Origin of the sequence: Denitrificimonas caeni (assembly GCF_027498055.1) — a bacterium.
Taxonomy (GTDB): domain Bacteria; phylum Pseudomonadota; class Gammaproteobacteria; order Pseudomonadales; family Pseudomonadaceae; genus Denitrificimonas.
This window is the reverse complement of record NZ_CP114976.1, coordinates 2,264,622-2,287,780: the sequence shown is the minus strand read 5'-3', so window position 1 is coordinate 2,287,780 and position 23,159 is coordinate 2,264,622. Positions and strand designations below refer to the sequence as shown.

The window sequence follows — 23,159 nt, the reverse complement described above, 5'->3', positions numbered from 1 at the left end:
ATACATTGCTGTATGTTGGTAAGTGTTGGATTAAATTGATTGTGCTTAACGCCACTAATGTGCACAGAAAAATGCTTAGGGCATAATTGTCCGTACCCGTTATTTGGCAGATCCAGGTGAATGATGACTCCGGCAATCAACTTATTAAAAAAACAGCGTATTGCGCACAAAGTACACAGTTACGCACATGATCCGCGCTCGGCTTCCTATGGCTTAGAGGCCGCAGAAAAGCTGGGGCTGGCTCCACAAAGTGTGTTTAAAACTTTATTGGCAGTTACGGAAAGCGGAGAGTTGCTGGTGGCGGTGCTGCCAGTGCACGGGCAGCTGAACCTAAAAGCCTTGGCCGCGTGCGCTGGGGTGAAAAAAGCCGAGATGGCCGATCCGCAGCAAGCGCAGCGGGTGACCGGATACTTAGTTGGCGGCATCAGTGCGTTGGCGCAAAAGAAAGCTTTGCGCACTTTTTTAGATAGCAGTGCCGAGCAGTTACCCAGCTTGCATATCAGTGCTGGACGGCGCGGATTGGAAGTGGAGCTGGCAGCAGCTGACTTACTGCAGTTGACCCAGGGTCAGTATGCGGCCATTGCGACGCTACCGAGCTGAGCTATAAGCGCCGGTTTTTCTTGTTGTAAATCAAGAAAAACCGGCAATACCCATAAAGAGCCGTGAAGCATTTTATTGAAGGGAATAAGGTGGGGGAGCTGCAATAGAAATCCAGTTTAGCTGCGTGCATTAATAAGCACTGGCTTAAACGTCTTGCATTGACAGGAGTGCCCCATGCTTTTCACCCATCCGGCGGTTAGTACGGTAGTACGCCATCCTTTTTTTATGAATCTTGGTCTGGCTGAGCAAGAGCAGCTTATTGCGCAAAGCCATGAGCAAAAATTAACTGCAGGTGAACTCTTGATTCGCCAAAGTCAGCCGGCCGAGCGTTTTTTCTTGGTGTTAAAAGGCCGGGTTAAGCTCTATCGGATTTCTGCCGATGGCCAAGAAAAAGTGGTGGAGATTATTCAGGCGGGACAAACTTTTGCTGAGGCGGTGATGTTTATGCAGCGCTCTGAGTACCCAGTGTGTGCTGAAGCTCTGGAGGCGGTGCAGTTAATTAGTTTTCCTAACCGCTTGATGCTGACTCTGCTGCAAGAAAACCCACAGGCCTGCTTGCATTTGCTGGGCCATATGAGTGTGCGTTTGCATCAGCGTTTAGGTGAGTTAGAAACCCTAACCTTACAAAATGCCACCCAGCGTTTTGCTCTGTATTTGATTCAGCAGTTGGAAGATCGCGCTCAAGAAACCGTGGATATTGAATTGCCGCTGCCCAAGCGCTTGATTGCCGCACGATTGTCGATGCAGCCAGAAACCTTGTCGCGGATTATGGCGCGTTTACATCAAGAAGGTTTTATTGAGATGAAAGGGCGCGATATTCATATACCCAGTATTGAGCGTTTGTTAGAGCCCTTTGCTTAATGACCACTTAAATTTGAATAGTGTTACGTGGAATGACCCGCGGTGCTGGCTAATCATTGCGGCGCACAAAGGTGCTAAATAGCGCGCTGATTTCTTGCCACAATGCTGCTGTGCCTAAATTAGCACTGCGCTCTGTCAGTTGCCCATCCAGCATGCTGTGCGTGCGCACATGTTGCACGATAAAGTGCGCCACCCCAGCAGTGCTTAAACGCCGCGCCAGTTCCAGCAAACGCTGTGGATCAATCAGGTCCCAGTGCACGGTTGTGCGGCATTCATAATCCACGCCACTGGCCAACAGTAATTCTAAACACTGCCAGTTGGCTTGGCCGCTGCCAGAAACACCAGTAATCAACTGGGTATCTTCTACTAAGGCTTTGACATCAAAACCCACCCAGTCGCAATAGGGCAAAACCCGCTCGAGTGCTTTGGGGTTAATGCCAGCCGTATGTAAGCCGACTTTAAAGCCCAGCTTTTTAACTTCTTGCATGGCGGTTTTGAGGTCGTGTTGCAAAGTGGCTTCACCGCCGCTAAACACTACCGCTTCGAGTAAACCTTGGCGGCGGGCTAAAAACTCTAAAATACTGTCCCAACTGTGCATTTGCTCGGCACGGGGTGGAATTAAGTCAGGGTTATGGCAATAGCGACAACGCCATGCACAACCTTGGCAAAACACCACGCAGGACAGATGGTCTGGAAAGTCTAAAGTAGTCAGGGGCACGAAGCCCCCAACTCTGAGTTGCTCAGCCATCCTTAGGCGGACTGACGCTGGGTGGGTTGCTCATTAAAATGCATGCGCTCACGGTGTTCAGATTGTTTGCCTAGATTGAAAGCGCTAACTGGACGATGGTAGCCCATCACTCGGGTCCAGACTTCACAGCGTTGACGTTGTTCTTGCGGCAGTTGATTTACAGTTTGCATAGGTCTTTCCTTTTAGTTTGATGCAGGGCATCGGATCAACGCGCTGCTATATAAGTGGCGCGTTGGCTTGCTCAAGGGGTCTTAATGGACGGCCTTGAGATGTTGAGCACGTTGCTGTTCTTGCAGCAGCGCTTCGTCACATTTCGGGCAGAACTCATGTTCACCCGATAAATAACCGTGCACTGGGCAGATGGAGAAGGTTGGGGTAATGGTTAGATAAGGCAGACGAAAGCGTCCCAAGGCATTGCGCACCAGTTTCTTACAGGCTTCGGTAGAGGAAATTTGCTCTGACATATACAGATGCAGCACTGTACCGCCGGTGTATTTGCATTGCAGTTCATCCTGCAACTCCAAGGCTTCAAAAGCATCATCGGTAAAACCTACAGGCAACTGCGATGAGTTGGTGTAGTAGGGGGCATCGAAGCTGCCGGCCTGCAGAATATCGGCAAAGCGTTTCTGGTCTTCTTTAGCAAAACGGTAGGTGGTGCCTTCTGCAGGCGTGGCTTCCAGATTGTAGAGGTTGCCGGTTTCTTCTTGGAAAGCGACTAAGCGATCACGGACATGGTCGAGCATCTCCAGTGCCATTGTGCGTCCGTTAGCGGTGTGCATGCCCTCGGTATCGCCGGTGTAATTGCGCAGCATTTCATGCAGGCCATTCACGCCAATGGTGGAAAAATGGTTACGCAGCGTACCAAGGTAGCGTTTGCTGTATGGATAAAGGCCTGCGTCCATGTGGTGTTGAATCACCTTGCGCTTCACTTCCAGGCTGTCTTTGGCCATTTCCAATAGATTGTCGAGACGGCGATACAGACCAATGGGGTTGTTTTTATACAGATAACCTAAGCGTGCGCAGTTGATGGTGACTACGCCCAGTGAGCCGGTTTGCTCTGCCGAACCAAACAAACCACCACCACGTTTGAGCAGTTCACGCACGTCCAGCTGCAAACGGCAGCACATTGAACGGACTTGGTTGGGCTCCAGTTCCGAGTTGAGGAAGTTTTGGAAATAAGGCAAACCATAGCGTGCAGTCATTTCGAATAAGCGATTGGCGTTCTCGCTGTCCCAAGGGAAATCATGGGTGATATTGTAGGTTGGAATCGGGAAAGTAAAAACGCGGCCTAAGCCATCACCGGCCTGCATCACTTCGATGTAGGCTTGGTTGATCATCTCCATTTCTGCTTGCAGATCACCATAGGCAAAAGGCATTTCTACGCCGCCGATGTAGGGGATTTGCTCGCGTAAATCCTCAGGGCAGACCCAGTCAAAGGTTAGGTTGGTAAAGGGCGTTTGTGTGCCCCAGCGTGAAGGCACGTTGAGGTTATAAATAAACTCTTGGATGCTCTGTCGCACTTCTTTATAGCTGAGCTGATCTTTGCGAATAAAGGGTGCTAAATAAGTATCAAAGGAGCTAAAGGCCTGCGCCCCAGCCCATTCGTTTTGCAAGGTGCCTAAAAAATTCACCATTTGTCCCAGTGCGCTGGACAGGTGTTTGGGCGGGCCTGCTTCAATGCGCCCAGGAATACCGTTAAAGCCTTCGTTGAGTAAGGTGCGCAGTGACCAGCCGGCGCAATAACCTGCGAGCATGTCGAGGTCATGGATGTGCAAATCACCTTCACGGTGCGCCGCGCCAATTTCCGGGCTGTAGACTTCATTGAGCCAGTAATTGGCGGTGACCTTGCCGGACACGTTGAGAATTAAACCGCCCAACGAGTAACCTTGGTTGGCATTGGCGCGCACTCGCCAGTCTTCACGGGATAAGTACTCATTCATGGACGCGGCAACATCGACTAGATTTTTGCGGTCACGGCGCAAGCGTGCGTGTTGTTCGCGGTAGACAATGTAGGCGCGTGCGGTGCGGAAATGTCCGGCCGCCATTAGCGTGGTTTCCACCCGATCTTGGATATCCTCGACACAAAGCTCGTTGTGCTGGGGGAGGTTTTGCACCACCTGCTCGCAGATCTGTGCAGCGTTGGCTGCAGTAAATTCACCGCTAGCGCGTCCAGCAGCAGTAATGGCCTGCAAGATTTTTTCCGCGCTAAAAGGCACTTTGCGCTGATCGCGTTTGCGTAACAGACGGGGACTTTGAACAACAGCGAGCTGGGGCATAGGGTACCTCTGAATACATTATGTGGTGTTTTGTTTTGCGTTAAAACACAATATGTAGTGCAAGGTACGCGAAGGGGGCGAGAATTAAATTGACGCGGGTCAAGTCGACTTGATATCGACCAGGGGTGAGTTGGCTGGTGTTTCGTGCAATGACCTTAACCAGCTCACGGGCAGTGCGGCTGGCTAAGATGAATAAGAAAGGGCGGTTTAACCAGCTGTTGCGCTATAGCGGCGTACCCCCGTCATTGGCAAACTGCTGTGTGCAGCCACTGTGCCTGGCGTAGCAAAGGCAACCAAGTGATCCGCAGCCACAGCGATGCCTACATTCTCCCCAAGAAAATGATCAATATGGCTGGTGAAAATCGCTTCTAACTGATTACCGGTGGGCAGTTCCAGGCGATATAAAGTGGCGGCACCTAAAAAAGTCTTACCAATAATAATTGCGCGCAGTGGACTTTCTGGCGAGTCAATGATGTCGTCAGGGCGCAGTAATACATCCACAGTGCTGCCGGCCGGCCAGTTGTAAGCGCGGTTGCCACGAATGACCCCAAGCTCAGTCTGTACACTGTCATGGGTTAGCATTTGCCCACGAATAAAATAACCTTGGCCGACAAAACTGGCGACAAAGGGCGTCAACGGTTCGTGATAAAGGTTAAAAGGTGAGTCCCACTGCTCAAGGCGACCTTTATTAAATACGCCAATATTATCGCTCATGGCAAAGGCTTCCTCTTGGTCGTGGGTCACCAAAATAGCACTGGTGCCGCGCTGTTTGAGAATGTCGCGCACTTCTTGGCTGAGGCGGCGGCGTAATTCACCGTCAAGGTTTGAAAAAGGCTCGTCAAGCAGTAATAAGTTAGGCTCTGGAGCCAGTGCGCGGGCTAAAGCAACACGTTGTTGCTGACCTCCGGACAATTCATGGGGATAGCGCTGGCCTAAAGAATCGAGTTTAACCAACTCTAAAAGCTCTTGAGTGATGCGCTCTGCATTCGGGTTCTTGCGGATTCCGAAGGCAATGTTACGTTCCACGCTCAGGTGTGGAAACAGCGCGTAATCTTGGAAAACCATGCCGATTCGGCGCTTTTCTGGTGCTAAGGTGAAATTGGGGCGAGAAATACTTTTGCCAGCGAGGCTAATTGAGCCTTTCATTATGGGTTCAAAGCCAGCTATAGCACGCAGTGTGGTGGTTTTACCGCAGCCAGATGGGCCTAGTAGGCAGCCAATATCACCGCTATTGAGGTGCAAGTTTAGGTCTTGAACGATAATTTGATTCTGATAGCCACAACTTAAATCAGTGAGGCTTAATAAAGGACCTTGTTTATCCATGCTGATAGGGTACCGGATAGATTAAAAATACCAATAAAGCTTTGTGGAGGCAGGCGCACAATAGCGGCAAACACAGACAATAAATAGGCCGCACAGCTCAATAAGATTGAGAATGAATCTTATAAGGTAATGGGGGTGCTGTGCAAACCGCGTCGGCTTCTGTTGGTTGACGCTGGCAGAATTACTCAAGCATTGTTTAAAATGTGACAATTTATGGATAATTGCCCAGTTAAAATAAATAGCTTGATTTTAGTTAACCTAAATCAGAGCGTTGCACTGGGTTTTAGGCTAGAATATGCGCCAGGTGCCCATAAAAGAGTGGGCTTAATGACTTAAAGTATTTGTCGAGGTGAAGTGTGGATATCATCGAAACGATTAAAGATCAGATCGAAAACAACACGGTTTTGTTGTATATGAAAGGTTCTCCAAATGCACCGCAGTGTGGTTTCTCACAGCGTGCAACCCAGGCACTGATGGCCTGCGGTGAAAAATTTGCTTATGTTGATATTCTTGCCAACCCAGACATTCGCGCGAACCTGCCTGCTTATGCAAACTGGCCAACTTTCCCGCAGTTGTGGGTGGCTGGTGAATTAGTTGGTGGCTGCGACATCATCACTGAAATGCATGAAAGTGGTGAGCTAGAAACCTTAGTTAAGGGCGCTGTTGCTAAAGCAGAGGCTTAATCTTTAAGCCTGCTTGCGCTTGAGTGGTTTCTGACTGCTCATGCATAAACTAAAAAAGCCCTTGTGCAGTGATGCGCAGGGGCTTTTTGTTGGGCTGAATAAAACAGTTTAGGCGGAGTTTTTATCAGGCTCGGCGTTAGCTTGGGCACGGTTTAGCGCGCTGAACAGGGCGCGAATACTGGCTGTGGTGATGTTGCTGTCAATACCTACGCCAAATACTGGACGCTGTTCAGGCAGGCGTAACTCAATAAAGGCTGCAGCTTGCGCATCGCTACCGCTACCGATGGCATGCTGATGGTAGTCCATTATCTCTACCGGCATGGGCAGGCTGGCGACTAAGGCTTCCAGCGGGCCATTACCACAGCCGCTCCAGCTTTTGGTGACTCCGTTAGCGGAGACTTCAGTGATTAGCGTACAGGTGCCATCTTCTTCTTGAATGCGGTGCTTTTGTAAAGCATAAGGAGTGACTGCTTTTAAGTACTCATTGTCGAGGATGCTGTAGATCTGTGCTGCGCTCACTTCTAAGCCGGAGCGGTCTGTTTCTGTTTTGATCACTTGGCTAAACTCAATTTGCATGCGCCGTGGCAGTTGAATGCCGTACTCCTGCTCAAGCAAATACGTGACGCCACCTTTACCCGACTGGCTATTAACGCGGATGACAGCTTCGTAGTCACGGCCAATGTCTGCAGGGTCAATGGGCAAATACGGCACTTCCCAAATGTCGCCGGCTTGGCGCTGAGCAAAACCTTTGCGAATGGCATCTTGGTGTGAACCAGAAAACGCAGTGTGGACTAAATCACCCGCATACGGATGGCGTGGGTGTACAGGTAATTGGTTGCACTCTTCCACGACTTTACGCACTGCATCAATGTCGGAAAAATCCAGTTGCGGGTCGATGCCTTGGGTGTACATATTCAAAGCCAAGGTGACCAAGTCAACGTTACCGGTACGCTCACCGTTACCAAATAAGCACCCTTCAACACGGTCAGCACCGGCCAAAATACCCAGCTCGCTAGCTGCTACACCAGTGCCGCGATCGTTGTGGGTGTGCAGACTAATAATGACATTTTTACGGTGGTTAATATTGCGGGCAAACCACTCGATTTGGTCGGCGTAGACGTTGGGCATCGCCACTTCTACCGTGGCTGGCAAGTTAAGGATGACTTTGTTTGCGGCTGTGGGCTGCCAAACATCTAAGACCGCATTGCACACTTCTACGGCAAAAGGGGTTTCAGTGGCGCTAAAGGTTTCTGGTGAGTACTGGAATGTCCACTGGGTTTCTGGTTGCTGCGCAGCATATTTTTTAAACAGTTCAGCGGCATGCACGGCAATGGCCTTAACCCCGGCTTTGTCTTGATTGAAAACAATGCGGCGAAAGGCCGGCGATACCGCGTTGTACATATGCACAATGGCTTTGGGTGCGCCTTTAAGTGATTCAAAAGTGCGGGCAATTAAGTCTTCGCGGGCCTGAGTCAGTACTTGAATTGTGGTGTCTTCCGGAATGTGTCCCTCTTCAATCAGCAGGCGAACAAAATCAAAGTCAGTTTGTGATGCTGAGGGAAAGGCCACTTCAATTTCTTTAACGCCAACCTCAACCAGAGTTTTAAAGAAACGTAATTTCTTCTCTGGGCTCATCGGCTCGATCAGCGACTGGTTGCCATCGCGTAGGTCTGAACTGCACCAAATCGGTGCTTGGCTGATGGTCTTATTGGGCCAGGTGCGATCCGGTAAATCTAATACAGGGTAGGAGCGGTATTTGCTGGCGGGGTTACTCAACATCGTCATGGGCTGTTCCTTAATCACTAAAAAAATAAAACATGGGAGCAGCGCATACCTATTTTACTGAAAACTAACAATACGCTGTGTTGCATGTATCTGTTGTTAAATTTATAGAAAGGGGTTTTTTATTGCAAGTAGTGTTAAGAGATTGGTGGATGCTTGCGCTGATGTTGGTTTTCTATGCTTATTTTGTTTTTATCTGATGTTTTTTGGTTTTTTATTGCTTGGTTGTTCTGTGACGGTTTGCCGCAATTGTGGTTGCTTAATTTGTGCGATGATTTGTTCCTTAAAATTAAGCGCTGATTGAGTATGATTCAGTGACGGGGTTTAGCTTGTGATTCGGCTTTGCCAAAATAATTTGGTAGCGATTTGGCTTGGCTTATTTGCCATGCTGATGACTCATATCGGCCCGCTTATTTCCGGCGCACAAGCGCTTGCCAACCCACCAGTATTATCGGCTGTAGCACATACCCAAACGGCGCATCATCAGAGTGAGCTGCATTCCCACGTTTTAACTACAGAGTCATCAAAGCTTGCGCCTGCAGTTGTTGAATCTAGTGTTGATTATCATGCCTTGATGGGGCATCACGCTGCGCCTACGGGGCTGCCGCAATGGTTGGTCAATTTAGAGATGTGTGGCTATTGTGAGTTGCTGACCATTAGCCCACCGTTGCTTTTAGTGCTGTTGCTCTTGCTGCCGGTTGTGCCCTGTGTGCTTGTCTTTGCTGCGCTGCCGCAACCGCCAAAGTGCTTAGCTGTTGCTCGCAGTCTAAGCCTTCCTCGCGCTCCGCCTGCACCATTTTTTACTTAAATTCAGCAGGGCAACCTGCAACCGAAGTTAAATAAATAATGGATGCCAGTATGAACAATAACTCTACGCAAGGCGTGGCTTGGTCACGTCAAAACAATATTTTTAGACTCAAACCTTTATCGCAGCACTTGGTCCTAGCGCAGGCCGCTTTATTGGGTTTTGTATGCTTTGCGCCGCTACAGGTGAGTGCGGCAACTGTGGCTGAACCTGCGCAGTTAACGCCTATGGTGATTACCGGTGTCGCGCAGCAGTCACCTTTGGTAGTGGTCGCCGATCCGCGCATTCCGCGTCAGCCGATACCAGCCAGTGATGCGGCCGATTATTTGAAAACCATCCCAGGCTTTTCAGCGATTCGCAGTGGTGGGGTGAATAGTGATCCAGTCTTTCGTGGCATGTTTGGTTCGCGTTTAAAACTGCTGACCAATGGCGGTGAAATGCTGGGTGCGTGCCCCAGTCGAATGGATTCCCCCAGTTCCTATATCAGCCCAGAGACCTACGATAAGTTGACGGTGATTAAAGGCCCGCAAACGGTGCTATGGGGGCCGGGTGCTTCGGCAGCAACAGTGTTGTTTGAGCGTGAGCCAGAAGATTTTACTGAGCCAGATTATCGATTAAACAGTAATGTGTTGGTGGGTTCTAATCGCCGCTTTGATCGCAGTATCGATGCTGCTGCAGGCAGTCGTGAAGGCTATGCGCGCTTTATTGCCAACGGCTCGAAAGCTCATGACTACAATGATGGCGCTGGCCATCGTGTCCCTTCACGTTGGAATAAGTGGAACAGCGATTTGATTCTAGGCTGGACCCCCACTGACGATACTTTGCTGGAGTTAACCGCAGGTAAAGGCGATGGCGAGTCGCGTTATGCGGGGCGCGGCATGGACGGCACTCAGTTTGAGCGCGAAAGTTTAGGTTTGCGCTTTAAACAGAGCAACTTAACCGATACTTGGGCGGCTTTGGAAGCGCAGGTGTATTACAACTATGCGGATCATGTGATGGATAATTTTCGTTTACGTGATTTTAAACCGAGCGGCATGATGAAAATGCCGATGTCCAGTAATGTTGATCGTCGTACCCTAGGTGCGCGTATCAGCAGTACGTGGCAGTGGGAAAACTTGGAAATAATTGCGGGTGTTGATGCGCAGAAAAACGAGCATCGTAAGCGAATGAGCCGTGGTTTTAATTCTGATTACAAGCACAAAGCATGGAATAAAGATGCTGATTTTCATCAGTATGGCCTATTCAGTGAGTTGAGTTGGCAGCTGGCAGGTGGAGAGCGTTTGATCAGCGGTTTGCGTGTTGACCGGGTTGAATCGCAGGATTTTCGTAATAAGTCCGACACAGAAAAACGCAGTACTACATTGCCGAGCGGTTTCGTGCGTTATGAGCAGGACCTGCAAGCTATTGCGGCCACCACTTATATTGGTTTAGGTCATAGCCAGCGTTTTCCTGATTATTGGGAGCTTTTTTCAGGCGGGCCCGGTGCGTTTAAAGGAACTCATCCAGAAAAAACCACTCAAGTCGATTTTGGCCTGCAATACAGTGAGGGGCCAATAAATGCTTGGCTTTCAGGTTACGCTGGGCAGGTGCGGGACTACATCATGTTCAACTATAGCGGTATGGGTAAAGCGTCTTCTAACATTGACGCGCGCATCATGGGTGCTGAGTTAGGTGCCAGCTATGCGTTCACCGCCAACATCAAGGGCAATGCGAGTCTTGCCTATGCTTACGGTAAAAACAGCTCAGATGGTCGTGCGATGCCGCAAATACCGCCACTGGAAGCGCGCTTTGGTTTGGGTTATGAGCAGGGTAACTTCAGCTCTTCTGTTTTATGGCGTGTTGTCGCAGCACAAAATCGCATTGACGAGGGCCATGGTAATGTCGTCGGCAAAGATTTTGGCCCCAGCGCCGGTTTTGGCGTGTTCTCAATCAACAGTGCTTATCGCTTAAGTGAAAACTGGAAGGTCAGTGCCGGTCTCGACAATCTATTTGATAAAAATTACAGCGAACACTTAAATCTTGCCGGTAATGCTGGCTTTGGCTATGTGGATAACAGCATACGGGTCAATGAGGCGGGGCGTACCTGGTGGACGCGGGTTGATATGAGCTTCTGATGGTGCTGTTGGTGGTTAACCTTTAGCGTGAATCACCGCTGTCAGCGACTCTGGTTCGGTGACTGTTGTGCGCGCAGTGGCACAGGGATGTGCAGGCAGCATTGCTTGCGCTTGAGTTACTGACGGGTTGTGCTTGCAGAAATCTAATAAAAGAGGGTTTGAAAGCGGCGCTGGACACGTCAGTTTCAAGCCCTTGTTAGGTATCAGCAGTTAGATGTTGGCAGCGAATATAAAACGCTAGGAAACAAAAAAACGGTACAAGCTCTGTGCTTGTACCGTGATTTGAAAGACTGTAACGCTGCAGTAATGAATCAGCGGGCGCGGTAAGTGATGCGGCCTTTGCTGAGGTCATAGGGCGTGATTTCAACACGAACTTTATCGCCGGTTAAAATGCGAATATAGTTTTTACGCATTTTCCCGGAAATATGCGCAGTAACGACGTGCCCATTTTCTAACTCCACACGGAACATGGTGTTAGGCAGGGTGTCGACGACAGTGCCTTCCATTTCGAAGCTGTCTTCTTTCGACATGCAGTATAATCCTCAAAATACAAATAAAAAACCTGACGCTCACAATGCGTTCAGGCAAAATCGACACGTATTATGCCGCATTTAGCCAGAAAAGGCCAAATGTCATCTCGCAGAGATTGTTAATAGGTGCGAAATAATCGCTGTATTGTATACAAATCAAGCGGGTAGTGCTTGCCAGTATTGATTGATAAAGCCCTGTAAAGGCTGATATTGAGTTTTATAGCTCATTTTTTGGCAGTCTTGCACCCAATAGCCGAGGTAAAGGTAGGGTAGGCCAAGGCGCAGACTTTCTTGAATTTGCCACAAGATCGCGTAACGGCCGAGGCTACGGCGTCGGTCTTCAGGCTCAAAAAAAGTGTACATGGCTGATAAGCCCGAGGGCAGTACGTCGGTCACCGCGACAGCCAGTAATTTTTCCCCTGCGCGAAACTCATAGAAGCGCACCAGTTCTAAATCAGACGTTAAAAAGCTTTTAAATTGCGCAATGGAGGGTGGGTACATATCACCATCGGCGTGGCGCTGTTCGATATAGCGCTGGTACAGTTGGTAATGCTCTTCACGAAATTCACTGCTGACGGCACGCACACTAAGGTCTTGGTTGCGGCGCATGACTTTTTGCTGCGAGGCGCTGGCGACAAAGTCTTGCGCAACAATGCGCACGGAAACACAAGCATTGCAATCACCGCAGTGTGGGCGGTAGATGTTGTTGGAGCTGCGCCGAAAGCCTTGCTCAAGCAGTTGACCGTACAACTGTGCAGTCACCGGCGCACTTGGATCAATAAAAACTGAGCCAGCGCTGCGCCCAGGTAAGTAGCTACAAGGGTGCTCTTGAGCAAGGTACAGTTGTAAGCTCTTCATATCTTAAGCCTGCTGGTTATTCTGGTTTCGCTCGACCACTGCATGCCACTGGGTTGGTCGAGATGTTTGGCTAGGTATTGAGCAAAGTCTTCACGGCTAATATTGCCAGCGCCGAGACTGATTAAATGGTTGGTGGGCATTTGGCAATCAATCAGCACAAAGCCAGCTGCTTTCAGGGCGTTGACCAAGGTAACAAAACCTACTTTTGACGCGTTGCTCATGCGGCTAAACATTGATTCACCAAAAAACAGCTGGCCAATGGCAATCCCATATAAACCGCCCACCAATTGCCCCGCATGCCAAACTTCCACTGAGTGCGCGTAACCTTGGCGGTGCAGTTGATAATAAGCTGCTTGGATATCACTGGTAATCCAGGTGCCGTAATCATCGTCTCGTGGTGCTGCGCAGGCATGGATAACTTCCTTGAAGTTGCGGTCAAAGCTTACGCTGAACTGATCAGTGCGTAATACTTTGCGCAAGCTGCGGGATATATGCAGGTTGTCTGGCAATAACACTGTGCGAGGGTCGGGCGACCACCACAGCAGCGGCTGGCCATCTTGATACCAAGGAAAACAGCCATGGCGATAAGCGGCAACTAAACGCGCAGGAGATAAATCACCACCAGCTGCCAGCAGGCCATTGGGTTCGCGCAAGGCTTTATTAAGGGCAGGAAAGGCCAATGATTCGCGGTTGAGCCAAGTGAGCATAGAAAACCTTAGTGAGAATTAAGTGCGAGCGTGGTTGAGCCATGCTCAGTAAAACATACGTAATGGATGCGCTGTTAAGATAGGCTATATGCCATAGAATTTCATGCCGAGCTTGCCGTTGTTGTGCTGGCGCTGTCTTAAGGTGAAATAACTCGCTTAAATCCGTACAATGGCCTGTTGTTCGATACCATTTATGTTGATTATATTTTTGTTGAGCCTTGCCCTGTCAAGGCCATTCAGGACTCTTTTTTGAAGAACACAACGCATACACACGTATCTGAAAAACACACATGGCAAGAGCAGGCCAAGTTACGCCTTAAAGAAGGTGTACTTATTTTGCTGGCGGTGCTCTGTATTTATCTGTGGATGGTGTTATTGACCTTTGATGTCAATGATTCCAGCTTCAGCAACAGTACCGGCGATATGCACACAGTGAGCAATGCTGGGGGCTATGTTGGCTCGTGGATTGCGGATGTGCTGTTTAGTGCGCTGGGCTATTTTGCTTGGTTATTTCCTTTAGTGCTGGGCTTGAAAACGGTATTGGTGTTTCAGAGTCGCTACCAACACATTGTTTGGAATGGTTGGTTATTTGCTTTACGTGCGGTGGGGTTTGTGTTGCTGCTGTGCTCCGGCGCCGCCTTGACTCACTTGCATTTCCCGCTGCCAGAGGTTGCACCGAAAAACTTTAATATTGTCGGCGCAGTGCTGGGTGATGGGCTGTCGCAGTTTTTTAATATTGAAGGTGCAACCTTATTGTTGCTGGCCTGCTTCTTATTTAGCTTAACCGTGTACGCTAATTTATCCTGGTTCAAAATCATGGAAGGGGTGGGCAATCTCACTTTGCTTGGGTTTCAGAAAACGAAGGCTTGGGCGCAGAGCATTTGGGGGGAAATGGACGAGCGCAAGCAAGAGAAACAGCGTTTACGTGCAGTTGATGAGCAAATGAGTTTGGCGGCCAGCCCAGCAGAGTCAGAAACAAGTGATGCAGTGCGCGTACGTGAGCGTCCGTTAAAGCGTGATGAAACGCCTGCGCGCGAGAACCGTCGAGAGCCAATTATTGCGCCACTGGCCGCGCAAGCCCCGGCGCTGAGTACTGCTGTAGAAAAAGCCAAGCCGGCAGCCAAGGTGGTTGATAGCGCACTGGCTGGCACCTTGCCGCCGCTGGCTTTGCTGGATAAAGCAGAAAAGAAGAAACCCAGTTACTCAGAAGAATCCCTGCATGATATGTCGCGCTTGCTGGAGGCTAAACTCAGAGAGTTTGGGGTTGAGGTCGAGGTGGAATCGGTGCACCCAGGTCCTGTGGTTACGCGCTTTGAAATTCTTTTAGCGCCTGGGATTAAAGTCAGTCGCATCACGAATTTAGCTAAAGACTTAGCGCGCTCCATGGCAATGATCAGTGTTCGTGTGGTTGAGGTTATTCCCGGTAAAACTACCGTAGGTATTGAGGTGCCTAACGAAGATCGACAAATTGTGCGTTTTTCCGAAGTGATAGAAACAGCCGAGTTTGCCGAGTCTAAATCTCCTGTAACCGTGGCTTTGGGGCATGATATCGGTGGCCAGCCAGTGATGGCTGATCTGGCGAAAATGCCCCACTTGTTGGTGGCAGGTACCACCGGCTCGGGTAAGTCGGTTGGGGTCAATGCGATGATTTTGTCGGTGCTGTTTAAGGCCACGCCGGAAGAAGCGCGACTGATTATGATTGACCCAAAAATGCTGGAGTTGTCGATTTACGAAGGTATTCCGCACCTGTTGTGCCCCGTAGTCACGGATATGAGTGAAGCGGCCAATGCTTTGCGCTGGTGCGTGGCGGAAATGGAGCGCCGCTACAAGCTCATGTCGGCCATGGGGGTGCGTAATTTGGCGGGCTTTAACCGTAAAGTTAAGGACGGTATAGAAGCAGGTACACCGCTAGAAGATCCGCTGTTCAAGCGTGAAAACATTGATGATGAAGCGCCGCTACTGGAGAAACTACCAACTATTGTGGTCGTCGTGGACGAATTTGCTGACATGATTATGGTGGTCGGTAAAAAAGTTGAAGAACTGATTGCGCGGATTGCACAAAAAGCACGGGCAGCAGGGATTCACTTGATTTTGGCTACCCAGCGTCCTTCGGTGGATGTGATAACTGGTTTAATTAAAGCCAATATTCCTACGCGGATTGCCTTCCAAGTGTCCAGTAAAATTGACTCACGCACAGTGTTAGACCAAGGCGGTGCTGAGCAATTGTTGGGCCATGGTGACATGTTGTATTTACCGCCGGGCACCAGTTTGCCGATTCGTGTGCATGGTGCTTTTGTCTCTGACGAAGAGGTACACCGAGTAGTCGATGCATGGAAACTGCGTGGCGAGCCTGACTATATTGAGGATATCCTCGCTGGTGTAGAAGAGGCAGGCAGTGGATTTGAAGGTGGCCGTGAGAGTGTTGATGAAGATGATCCGTTGTATGACGAAGCGGTTAACTTTGTCACGGAAACCCGTCGCGCTTCGATTTCTTCAGTGCAGCGTAAGTTTAAAGTAGGCTATAACCGTGCTGCGCGTATGGTGGAAGCCATGGAAATGGCTGGTGTGGTATCCGCTGCGGCGCACAATGGCACGCGGGAAGTGATTGCGCCACCACCGGTGCGCGATTGAGCATGACAGCTAGACAATGGCCTTAACCTAAGTTGGGTTGAGGCTGCTATTTTTAGGTTAGATCAAGAGAATTTTTATGCGCACAATCTATAAAAGCTTAGTAAGCCTGTTGGGCAGCGTTGTTCTTAGCGCTGCAGTGCTGCAGCCTGTTGCGCACGCTGAAGACAGTGAGCAACAGCGCGCGGCCAATAAACTCAGTGAGCTATTGAGTCAAACCCAAACCATTAGCGGTACTTTTTCTCAATTAACGCTGGACTCAACCGGCACTCAGCTGCAAGAAGCCTCTGGGCAAATGGTCTTGCAGCGCCCTGGTCTGTTTCGTTGGCACACGGATCCACCGCTGGAACAGCTGTTAGTCTCCAATGGTGAGAAAGTTTGGCTGTACGACCCAGATTTGCTGCAAGTAACTGTGCAAAAAATGGATCAGCGTTTAACCCATACGCCAGCCTTGCTGTTATCCGGGGATGTATCACAAATCAGTGAAAACTTTACCATCACCTACAAAGAGGGTGGCCCCGTCATTGACTTTATTTTAACCCCAACAGCGAAAGACACTTTGTTTGACACCCTGCGCTTATCGTTTCGCAATGGCGTGATTAACGATATGCAATTGCTAGATGCAGTTGGCCAACGCACCAATATTTTATTTATGGGGGTGAAAATAAATGAAGATATTGCCGCCAGTGAATTTGTTTTTGAAGCGCCGGCTGGCGTTGATGTTATTGAGGAGTAGCAGTGCAACTGTTTAGCAGTGAGCCGATAGCCCAACCACTGGCTGCGCGTTTGCGTGCCAGTAATCTGGATGAGTATGTCGGCCAGCAGCATATTTTGGCTGCTGGCAAGCCGCTGCGTGAGGCCCTGCAGCAAGGGGCTTTACACTCAATGATTTTCTGGGGGCCACCGGGAGTAGGAAAAACCACTTTGGCCCGCTTGCTGGCGCAGGTCAGTGATGCGCACTTTATTACCCTGTCGGCGGTGTTGTCTGGGGTCAAAGAAATTCGCGAAGCAGTGCAAGAAGCTAAGCAACAGGCGGCGCAGTACAGTCGCCGCACCATCTTGTTTGTCGATGAAGTGCACCGTTTTAATAAAGGCCAGCAAGACGCTTTCTTACCCTATGTGGAAGACGGCACCTTTATTTTTATTGGTGCTACCACAGAAAATCCGTCCTTTGAGCTAAACAATGCTTTGTTATCCCGTGCGCGCGTGTATGTCCTGCAAAGCCTGGATGATGCAGCGTTACAACTGTTATTGCAGCGTGCGCTCAATGAAACAAAGGGCCTGGGTGAGCGTAAATTGCGAGTGGAGCCGGATGCGCAAGAGTTGTTGTTTCGCGCTGCTGATGGCGATGGCCGACGCTTATTGAATTTGTTAGAAAACGCCGCTGACTTGGTTGAAGATGGCGGCTGTATAGATGTGGACTTGCTGGGCAATATTCTCGGCGAAAGCATGCGCCGCTTTGATAAAGGCGGCGAGGCTTTTTACGATCAAATCTCTGCCTTGCATAAGTCAGTGCGCGGCTCCAATCCAGATGCAGCATTGTATTGGTACACGCGTATGCTCGATGGCGGTTGTGATCCCTTGTATATCGCGCGGCGTGTGGTGCGTATGGCCAGCGAAGACATCGGCAACGCTGATCCGCGTGGGCTAACGCTGTGCTTGTCTGCTTGGGATGTGCAGCAGCGCTTGGGCAGTCCTGAGGGGGAGTTGGCGGTGGCGCAGGCCATCACGTATTTAGCCTGCGCCCCAAAAAGTAACGCTGTGTATATGGCCTATAAAGCAGCACGCCAAGATGCGCAGAACTTTGGCTCACTGGCAGTACCAGTGCATTTGCGTAACGCTCCCACTAAGTTAATGCAGCAGCTGGGTTATGGCGAAGAGTATCGCTACGCCCATGATGAGCCGGATGCCTATGCAGCTGGAGAAGACTATTTTCCCGCAGAGCTGGCGCCGCGTCAGTACTATCAGCCACCGGCCCGCGGCCTAGAAATTAAAATTGGCGAGAAGCTGCAGCATCTGAAAAATCTAGATCAGAGCAGTCTCCGCCAGCGCCGAGGAGCGCAATGATAAATTTTTTGCTGGTAGCGTTAGGTGGTGCAGTTGGCAGCGTCTTGCGCTATAGCGTGGGTTTTGCTGTAGCGCATATTTGGCCGCAACACCTGTATATTGCGACAGTTTTCGTTAATATTGTCGGCAGTTTTTTTATTGGCTGCGCTTTTTCATGGTTTTTATTGCGCCCTGATATTTCGGCGTTAAGCCCTTTGTTATTAATGACTGGCCTGCTGGGTGGTTTTACTACTTTTTCAACATTCTCACTGGATGCGCTGCGTATCTTCAATGAAGGGCAGCATATGCAAGCTTTACTCTATGTGGGCGTCAGCTTGCTGGGCGGTTTGTTGGCCGCTTGGCTGGGCATGGCGCTGATTAAATTTACTCTGTAGAAGCGGATACTTTTATGCTCGACTCAAGATTGTTACGTACACAAGCGCAAGAAATTGCTGATCGTTTAGCCACGCGCGGTTATGTGCTGGATGTGGCGCGTTTAGATGCTTTGGAAGCGCAGCGTAAAACTGTGCAAACCCGCACTGAACAGTTGCAAGCTGAGCGTAATAAAAGTGCCAAATCGATTGGTCAGGCGAAAGCACGCGGTGAAGATATTGCACCTTTATTAGCGCAGGTGGATCAGCTGGGCGGTGACTTGGATGCCGGTAAGCGTGAGCTGGAAAGCCTTCAGGCTGAGCTGGATGCTATTGCCTTGGATATTCCTAACCTGCCAGAGGCGTCTGTACCGCTGGGTGTGGATGAAGACGATAACGTTGAAGTGCGCAGTTGGGGTACGCCACGGACTTTTGATTTCCCCGTGCAAGATCATGTGTTGCTGGGTGAAAACAGCAAAGGCCTCGACTTTGAGGCGGCAGCGAAGTTATCTGGTGCGCGCTTTGCGGTGATGCGTGGTGGCATTGCACGTCTGCATCGGGCTTTAGCGCAGTTTATGCTGGATTTGCACACGGCTGAGCACGGCTATGAAGAAACCTACACGCCGTACTTGGTGCAGGCGTCTGCGCTGCAAGGCACTGGGCAGTTACCGAAGTTCTCTGAAGATTTATTCCGCATTGAGCGTGACGAACAAACGCCGCTGTATTTGATCCCGACTGCAGAGGTTTCGCTGACCAACACTGTTGCAGGTGAGATTTTAGATGCAGCGCAATTGCCCATAAAAATGGTGGCCCACAGCCCATGCTTCCGCAGTGAGGCGGGTGCTTCGGGTCGTGATACGCGCGGAATGATCCGTCAACACCAGTTCGATAAAGTCGAGTTGGTGCAGATTGTTGATCCACAAACCTCGGTTGCTGCGCTAGAAGAGCTGACCGGCCATGCCGAGAAAGTGTTGCAAGCGCTGGAATTACCGTATCGGGTAATGGCGCTGTGCACCGGTGATATGGGCTTTGGTGCGAGCAAAACCTATGACTTAGAAGTGTGGGTGCCCAGTCAAGATAAATACCGTGAGATCTCTTCGTGCTCCAACTGCACAGACTTCCAAGCCCGCCGTATGCAGGCCCGCTTCCGTAATCCAGAAACCGGTAAAACTGAGTTGGTGCATACCCTCAATGGTTCAGGTTTAGCAGTGGGCCGCACCTTGGTAGCTGTACTGGAAAACAACCAGCAAGCGGATGGCAGCATCAGCGTGCCAGAGGTATTGCGCCCATATATGGGTGGTCTAGAAGTGATTCGTTAAACAATCGGTGCACTACTGCCCATGCAAAATGTATGGGCAGTAGTGCTAGCTGACACCTGCCGAGCAACTTGACTGCCGACAGGGTAATGCGAGTACGGCTGTAGTGAACTGGTCTTATCAATAGTGTTGTTATACAGCGCTGCAATAAGCAGTGAGGATGACGGCGCTCAACGTATTGCAGAGTGCAGGCAGGTGCTATTGTGGATTGCTTACCCTTATTTCATAAGCTGCAAGGGCGTACCGTGCTGCTGGTTGGTGGCGGCGAAATGGCGCTGCGCAAAGCGCGCGTATTGCTTGAAGCTGGTGCTGTTTTGCAGGTGGTGGCTCCTTATATAAGTACTGAGCTGCAAGCACTGGTGGCTGCTCAGCAAGGGCGCTCTGTGCTGCGAGAATATTTGCCCAGCGATATGCAGGGAAGCTGCTTGGTGCTGGCCACCACAGATCAACCTGAACTCAATGCCAGCATTGCCAGGCAAGCGCAGGAGTGTGGCATCCCAGTGTATGCATTAGGTGTACCGCAGTTGTCCAGTGTTGTCTTTCCTGCAATTGTCGATCGCTCACCTTTGCTGATTGCTGTGTCCACAGCTGGGCATGCGCCGGTTTTGGGGCGCTTAGTGCGGGCCAAAATCGAAACTTTATTACCCGCCAGTTACGGTCGTTTAGCCGGATTGGCAGCTAAGTTTCGTGATCAGGTGAGAGCTTTGCTACCGGATGTGCAGCCGCGTCGGGTGTTTTGGGAGAATACCTTTCAGGGGCAGGTGGCTGAGCATGTGTTTGCTGGTCGTGAGCAAGAGGCTGAGCAGTTGCTGCTTGATACTATGAGCACTGCGCAAAATGTGGCTCAGGGCGAGGTTTACTTGGTCGGCGCAGGTCCTGGCGACCCTGATTTGCTCACGTTTAAGGCACTGCGTTTAATGCAGCAGGCCGATGTAGTGCTGTATGACCGCTTGGTGGCGCCGGCTATTTTGGCGCTGTGCCGCCGTGATGCCGACCGTATGTATGTTGGTAAACAGGCGTCCAATCACAGTGTGCCGCAAGAACAGATTAATCAAAAACTAGTTGAATTGGCTCGGCAAGGTAAGCGCGTGGTGCGCTTAAAGGGCGGTGATCCGTTTATTTTTGGACGCGGTGGTGAAGAAATTGAGGAGTTGGCTGCGCAGCAGATTCCGTTTCAGGTGGTGCCGGGGATTACCGCAGCGTCGGGTTGCTCGGCTTATGCGGGGATTCCCTTAACCCATCGTGATTATGCACAGTCAGTGCGCTTTGTTACCGGGCATCCGCAAGATGGCAAGCTGGATTTACCCTGGTCTGAGCTGGTGTCGCCAAGGCAAACTGTGGTGTTTTATATGGGCTTGGGCTGTTTGCCGCAAATCTGTACGCAGTTATTGGCCCATGGCCGTGAGGCAGACACACCGATTGCTCTGGTGGAAAATGGCACCACCGCGCAGCAGCGCGTGTTTACAGGGACTTTAGCTACGATTAATCAGCAGGTCAGTGAGTTTACCGTACAGAGTCCCAGTTTGATTATTGTCGGAGAAGTTGTGGCGCTACGTGAGAGATTGAATTGGTTTGCTGGCGCGCAGTCGTTTGGGAGCGCAGGCAACTCGCCTGCAACACAATCCAATGCCTAGAAATCCACTTAATTGCATAGATATCCCCCTTTTGCTCTGCGCTTTTAGTTGATCTGGGTTTAAACTGTTGCATTAGATTGCTATGCGCAAGCAGAGTTGCTGCGAGTACTATAAAATACCGCACATCCAATACATATTTTACCAACCAATCTTTACCTAACAGGATTCTTATCCAGGAGAGCAGGCATGTCCATCCAAGAGGCGCAGGTCAGTCGCGCTGATTTTGATCAAGTTATGGTGCCCAACTATGCACCAGCTGGCTTTGTACCCGTACGCGGCGCAGGTTCGCGACTCTGGGATCAAAGTGGACGCGAGCTGATTGACTTGTCCGGCGGCATCGCTGTGAACGGCCTGGGTCATTGCCACCCAAAACTGGTTGCAGCCCTTACCGCACAAGCCAACAAGCTCTGGCACGTCTCCAACGTATTTACCAATGAGCCAGCGCTACGCTTAGCCCGCAAGCTCACCGACGCTACATTTGCTGAACGTGTGTTTTTCAGTAACTCCGGCGCCGAAGCCAATGAAGCAGCCTTAAAGCTCGCGCGCAAAGTTGCCAGCGATCGTTTTGGCGCGGATAAACATGAAATCATTTCGACCCTTAACAGCTTCCATGGTCGTACTGTATTTACCGTCAATGTTGGCGGACAACCCAAATACTCTGAAGGTTTTGGCCCGCGGCCGGCAGGCATCAGTCACGTGCCTTACAACGACCTGGCGGCAATGGAGCAAGCAATTTCAGACCGTACCTGTGCGGTTATTTTGGAGCCCATTCAGGGCGAAAGTGGTGTCTTGCCGGCGCAGCAAGCCTATCTTGAAGGCGTTCGCGCACTCTGTGATAAGTACGATGCATTGTTAATTTTTGATGAAGTGCAATCCGGAATGGGGCGCAGCGGTAAGTTATTTGCGCACGAACTCTACGGCATTACCCCAGATGTTATGACTACAGCAAAAAGTTTGGGCGGTGGTTTCCCTATTTCAGCCATGTTGACCAGCAAAGCCTATGCCGAGCACCTCTCCGTAGGCACCCACGGTACTACCTTTGGCGGCAACCCTTTAGCTTGTGCTGTGGGCGAAGCCGTGTTGGATATTATTAATACTCCAGAAGTGCTCAATGGTGTCATTGAGAAAGGTGAGTACCTGCGGGAAAAACTGCGTGAACTGGGGGAGAAGTACAGTCTTTTTGAGCTGGTGCGCGGCAAAGGCTTGCTGGTGGGTGCTGTCCTTAATCAACAGTACAAGGGCAAAGCTGGTGCGCTAATGGCGGCTGCCGAGCGGGCTGATCTTTTGGTGCTTGTCGCCGGCCCGGATGTGGTGCGTTTTGCGCCAAGCTTGGTCATCGAACAAGTCGATTTAGACGAAGGCTTAGCGCGTTTTGAGCGAGCTATTAAAGAGTTTGTCGCGCAGTAGGCTTAATACTTATTTTTCCGCGCGTGATTGCTGATTCACAGCAGTTGCGCGCTCATGCGTTTCTATAACGGGATTCAACAAATTATGAATACAGATCTACAGCTTATTCTTGAAAATGATGATGGCAGCCAATCTACCGCACAGTGCTCGCGTTTTGCCATTCTCTGGCAAGGAAAAGAAATTTGGGTACAAACTGCAGGCAATGGCCAGTTGTTAATTGGTGTGGATGTGGAAGAGGGTGACAGCGAGTACGCCAATCTTTTACTGCGTCCTTTGGCCAGTAACTTAGTCAGCTTGCAGTTGGAAATGGAAGCCGCAGATGCGACTGAAGACGAGCACGTGCATACAGAAGACTGCGATCACTGATCCGCCACTGCAGGGGTTTAACGTTAAGCACTGCACGTAGCCTATATCAGCGATATAATAGGTTTTTTCGACAGCTTGGCTGTCCGCTGCTAATAGGCATTACC

At 50.3% G+C, this 23,159-nt stretch carries 21 protein-coding genes; 13 read left to right on the top strand and 8 right to left on the bottom strand.

Annotation, left to right across the window (positions count from 1 at the left end):
- Nucleotides 1-123 precede the first annotated feature (123 nt).
- On the top strand, nt 124-600 hold the full coding sequence (ybaK, locus tag O6P33_RS10665) for a Cys-tRNA(Pro) deacylase (RefSeq protein ID WP_269817759.1): 477 nt from the start codon (nt 124-126) through the stop codon (nt 598-600).
- A gap of 174 nt (nt 601-774) precedes the next feature.
- Nucleotides 775-1,461, top strand: coding sequence for a Crp/Fnr family transcriptional regulator (locus O6P33_RS10660; protein WP_269817758.1), 687 nt, complete (start codon nt 775-777; stop codon nt 1,459-1,461).
- 49 nt (nt 1,462-1,510) lie between these two features.
- Here O6P33_RS10660 and O6P33_RS10655 read toward each other — a convergent pair whose 3' ends face one another.
- The 4 genes from O6P33_RS10655 to O6P33_RS10640 all read right to left on the bottom strand — a co-directional run bounded on the left by O6P33_RS10655 (nt 1,511) and on the right by O6P33_RS10640 (nt 5,808).
- On the bottom strand, nt 1,511-2,209 hold the full coding sequence (locus tag O6P33_RS10655; RefSeq protein ID WP_269817757.1) for an anaerobic ribonucleoside-triphosphate reductase activating protein: 699 nt from the start codon (nt 2,207-2,209) through the stop codon (nt 1,511-1,513).
- Nucleotides 2,210-2,211: 2 nt separating this feature from the next.
- Nucleotides 2,212-2,379: an anaerobic ribonucleoside-triphosphate reductase gene (nrdD, locus tag O6P33_RS10650; RefSeq protein ID WP_269817756.1), complete on the bottom strand. Its 168-nt coding sequence runs from the start codon at nt 2,377-2,379 to the stop codon at nt 2,212-2,214.
- A gap of 81 nt (nt 2,380-2,460) precedes the next feature.
- Entirely contained in the window at nt 2,461-4,485 is a 2,025-nt protein-coding gene (locus O6P33_RS10645; protein ID WP_269817755.1) for a ribonucleoside triphosphate reductase, read from the bottom strand.
- 207 nt (nt 4,486-4,692) lie between these two features.
- Nucleotides 4,693-5,808, bottom strand: a complete 1,116-nt coding sequence (locus O6P33_RS10640) for an ABC transporter ATP-binding protein (protein WP_269817754.1) — start codon at nt 5,806-5,808, stop codon at nt 4,693-4,695.
- A 356-nt stretch (nt 5,809-6,164) separates the two neighbouring features.
- Here O6P33_RS10640 and grxD point away from each other — a divergent pair, with 356 nt between their 5' ends.
- Nucleotides 6,165-6,491, top strand: coding sequence for a Grx4 family monothiol glutaredoxin (grxD, locus tag O6P33_RS10635; protein WP_269817753.1), 327 nt, complete (start codon nt 6,165-6,167; stop codon nt 6,489-6,491).
- Between the two features lie 108 nt (nt 6,492-6,599).
- On the opposite strand, the gene leuA is transcribed toward grxD, so the two are convergent.
- The gene (leuA, locus tag O6P33_RS10630; RefSeq protein ID WP_269817752.1) at nt 6,600-8,276 is read right to left on the bottom strand and encodes a 2-isopropylmalate synthase; all 1,677 of its coding nucleotides are present in this window, start codon (nt 8,274-8,276) and stop codon (nt 6,600-6,602) included.
- A 328-nt stretch (nt 8,277-8,604) separates the two neighbouring features.
- Here leuA and O6P33_RS10625 point away from each other — a divergent pair, with 328 nt between their 5' ends.
- Nucleotides 8,605-9,081, top strand: coding sequence for a DUF2946 family protein (locus O6P33_RS10625; protein ID WP_420094941.1), 477 nt, complete (start codon nt 8,605-8,607; stop codon nt 9,079-9,081).
- 50 nt (nt 9,082-9,131) lie between these two features.
- A complete protein-coding gene (locus O6P33_RS10620; RefSeq protein WP_269817751.1) occupies nt 9,132-11,192 on the top strand; it encodes a TonB-dependent copper receptor in 2,061 nt (686 codons plus the stop codon).
- 311 nt (nt 11,193-11,503) lie between these two features.
- Here the strand turns inward: O6P33_RS10620 and infA are convergent, their stop codons facing one another.
- The 3 genes from infA to aat form a co-directional block, all read right to left on the bottom strand.
- On the bottom strand, nt 11,504-11,722 hold the full coding sequence (gene infA / locus O6P33_RS10615) for a translation initiation factor IF-1 (RefSeq protein ID WP_022965546.1): 219 nt from the start codon (nt 11,720-11,722) through the stop codon (nt 11,504-11,506).
- Nucleotides 11,723-11,878: 156 nt separating this feature from the next.
- On the bottom strand, nt 11,879-12,580 hold the full coding sequence (locus tag O6P33_RS10610; protein ID WP_269817750.1) for an arginyltransferase: 702 nt from the start codon (nt 12,578-12,580) through the stop codon (nt 11,879-11,881).
- Entirely contained in the window at nt 12,577-13,287 is a 711-nt protein-coding gene (gene aat / locus O6P33_RS10605; protein WP_269817749.1) for a leucyl/phenylalanyl-tRNA--protein transferase, read from the bottom strand. The genes O6P33_RS10610 and aat overlap by 4 nt, the downstream gene beginning before the upstream one ends.
- Nucleotides 13,288-13,536: 249 nt before the next feature.
- Here aat and O6P33_RS10600 point away from each other — a divergent pair, with 249 nt between their 5' ends.
- The 8 genes from O6P33_RS10600 (at nt 13,537) to O6P33_RS10565 (ending at nt 23,055) form a co-directional block, all read left to right on the top strand.
- Complete coding sequence (locus O6P33_RS10600) at nt 13,537-15,918, top strand: DNA translocase FtsK (protein WP_269817748.1); 2,382 nt, start codon at nt 13,537-13,539, stop codon at nt 15,916-15,918.
- Between the two features lie 76 nt (nt 15,919-15,994).
- A complete protein-coding gene (lolA, locus tag O6P33_RS10595; protein ID WP_269817747.1) occupies nt 15,995-16,651 on the top strand; it encodes an outer membrane lipoprotein chaperone LolA in 657 nt (218 codons plus the stop codon).
- Nucleotides 16,652-16,653: 2 nt separating this feature from the next.
- Nucleotides 16,654-17,982, top strand: a complete 1,329-nt coding sequence (locus O6P33_RS10590; RefSeq protein ID WP_269817746.1) for a replication-associated recombination protein A — start codon at nt 16,654-16,656, stop codon at nt 17,980-17,982.
- Entirely contained in the window at nt 17,979-18,356 is a 378-nt protein-coding gene (gene crcB / locus O6P33_RS10585; RefSeq protein WP_269817745.1) for a fluoride efflux transporter CrcB, read from the top strand. Before O6P33_RS10590 ends, crcB begins: the two co-directional genes overlap by 4 nt.
- Nucleotides 18,357-18,370: 14 nt before the next feature.
- A complete protein-coding gene (gene serS, locus O6P33_RS10580; RefSeq protein WP_269817744.1) occupies nt 18,371-19,651 on the top strand; it encodes a serine--tRNA ligase in 1,281 nt (426 codons plus the stop codon).
- A gap of 200 nt (nt 19,652-19,851) precedes the next feature.
- Nucleotides 19,852-21,282 (top strand): siroheme synthase CysG, encoded by a 1,431-nt coding sequence (cysG, locus tag O6P33_RS10575; RefSeq protein ID WP_269817743.1) that lies wholly within the window; start codon nt 19,852-19,854, stop codon nt 21,280-21,282.
- A gap of 186 nt (nt 21,283-21,468) precedes the next feature.
- A complete protein-coding gene (locus O6P33_RS10570) occupies nt 21,469-22,689 on the top strand; it encodes an aspartate aminotransferase family protein (protein ID WP_269817742.1) in 1,221 nt (406 codons plus the stop codon).
- Between the two features lie 84 nt (nt 22,690-22,773).
- Nucleotides 22,774-23,055 carry a topoisomerase II gene (locus tag O6P33_RS10565; protein ID WP_269817741.1) on the top strand — a complete coding sequence of 94 codons (282 nt, stop codon included), beginning with the start codon at nt 22,774-22,776 and terminating at the stop codon, nt 23,053-23,055.
- The last annotated feature ends 104 nt before the right edge of the window (nt 23,056-23,159 follow it).

Coding starts and splice junctions, on each gene's coding strand:
- ybaK (WP_269817759.1), top strand. CDS start 124: ATGACTCCGGCAATCAACTTATTAAAAAAACAGCGTATTGCGCACAAA.
- O6P33_RS10660 (WP_269817758.1), top strand. CDS start 775: ATGCTTTTCACCCATCCGGCGGTTAGTACGGTAGTACGCCATCCTTTT.
- O6P33_RS10655 (WP_269817757.1), bottom strand. CDS start 2,209: ATGGCTGAGCAACTCAGAGTTGGGGGCTTCGTGCCCCTGACTACTTTA.
- nrdD (WP_269817756.1), bottom strand. CDS start 2,379: ATGCAAACTGTAAATCAACTGCCGCAAGAACAACGTCAACGCTGTGAA.
- O6P33_RS10645 (WP_269817755.1), bottom strand. CDS start 4,485: ATGCCCCAGCTCGCTGTTGTTCAAAGTCCCCGTCTGTTACGCAAACGC.
- O6P33_RS10640 (WP_269817754.1), bottom strand. CDS start 5,808: ATGGATAAACAAGGTCCTTTATTAAGCCTCACTGATTTAAGTTGTGGC.
- leuA (WP_269817752.1), bottom strand. CDS start 8,276: ATGACGATGTTGAGTAACCCCGCCAGCAAATACCGCTCCTACCCTGTA.
- O6P33_RS10620 (WP_269817751.1), top strand. CDS start 9,132: ATGAACAATAACTCTACGCAAGGCGTGGCTTGGTCACGTCAAAACAAT.
- infA (WP_022965546.1), bottom strand. CDS start 11,722: ATGTCGAAAGAAGACAGCTTCGAAATGGAAGGCACTGTCGTCGACACC.
- O6P33_RS10610 (WP_269817750.1), bottom strand. CDS start 12,580: ATGAAGAGCTTACAACTGTACCTTGCTCAAGAGCACCCTTGTAGCTAC.
- aat (WP_269817749.1), bottom strand. CDS start 13,287: ATGCTCACTTGGCTCAACCGCGAATCATTGGCCTTTCCTGCCCTTAAT.
- lolA (WP_269817747.1), top strand. CDS start 15,995: ATGCGCACAATCTATAAAAGCTTAGTAAGCCTGTTGGGCAGCGTTGTT.
- crcB (WP_269817745.1), top strand. CDS start 17,979: ATGATAAATTTTTTGCTGGTAGCGTTAGGTGGTGCAGTTGGCAGCGTC.
- serS (WP_269817744.1), top strand. CDS start 18,371: ATGCTCGACTCAAGATTGTTACGTACACAAGCGCAAGAAATTGCTGAT.
- O6P33_RS10570 (WP_269817742.1), top strand. CDS start 21,469: ATGTCCATCCAAGAGGCGCAGGTCAGTCGCGCTGATTTTGATCAAGTT.
- O6P33_RS10565 (WP_269817741.1), top strand. CDS start 22,774: ATGAATACAGATCTACAGCTTATTCTTGAAAATGATGATGGCAGCCAA.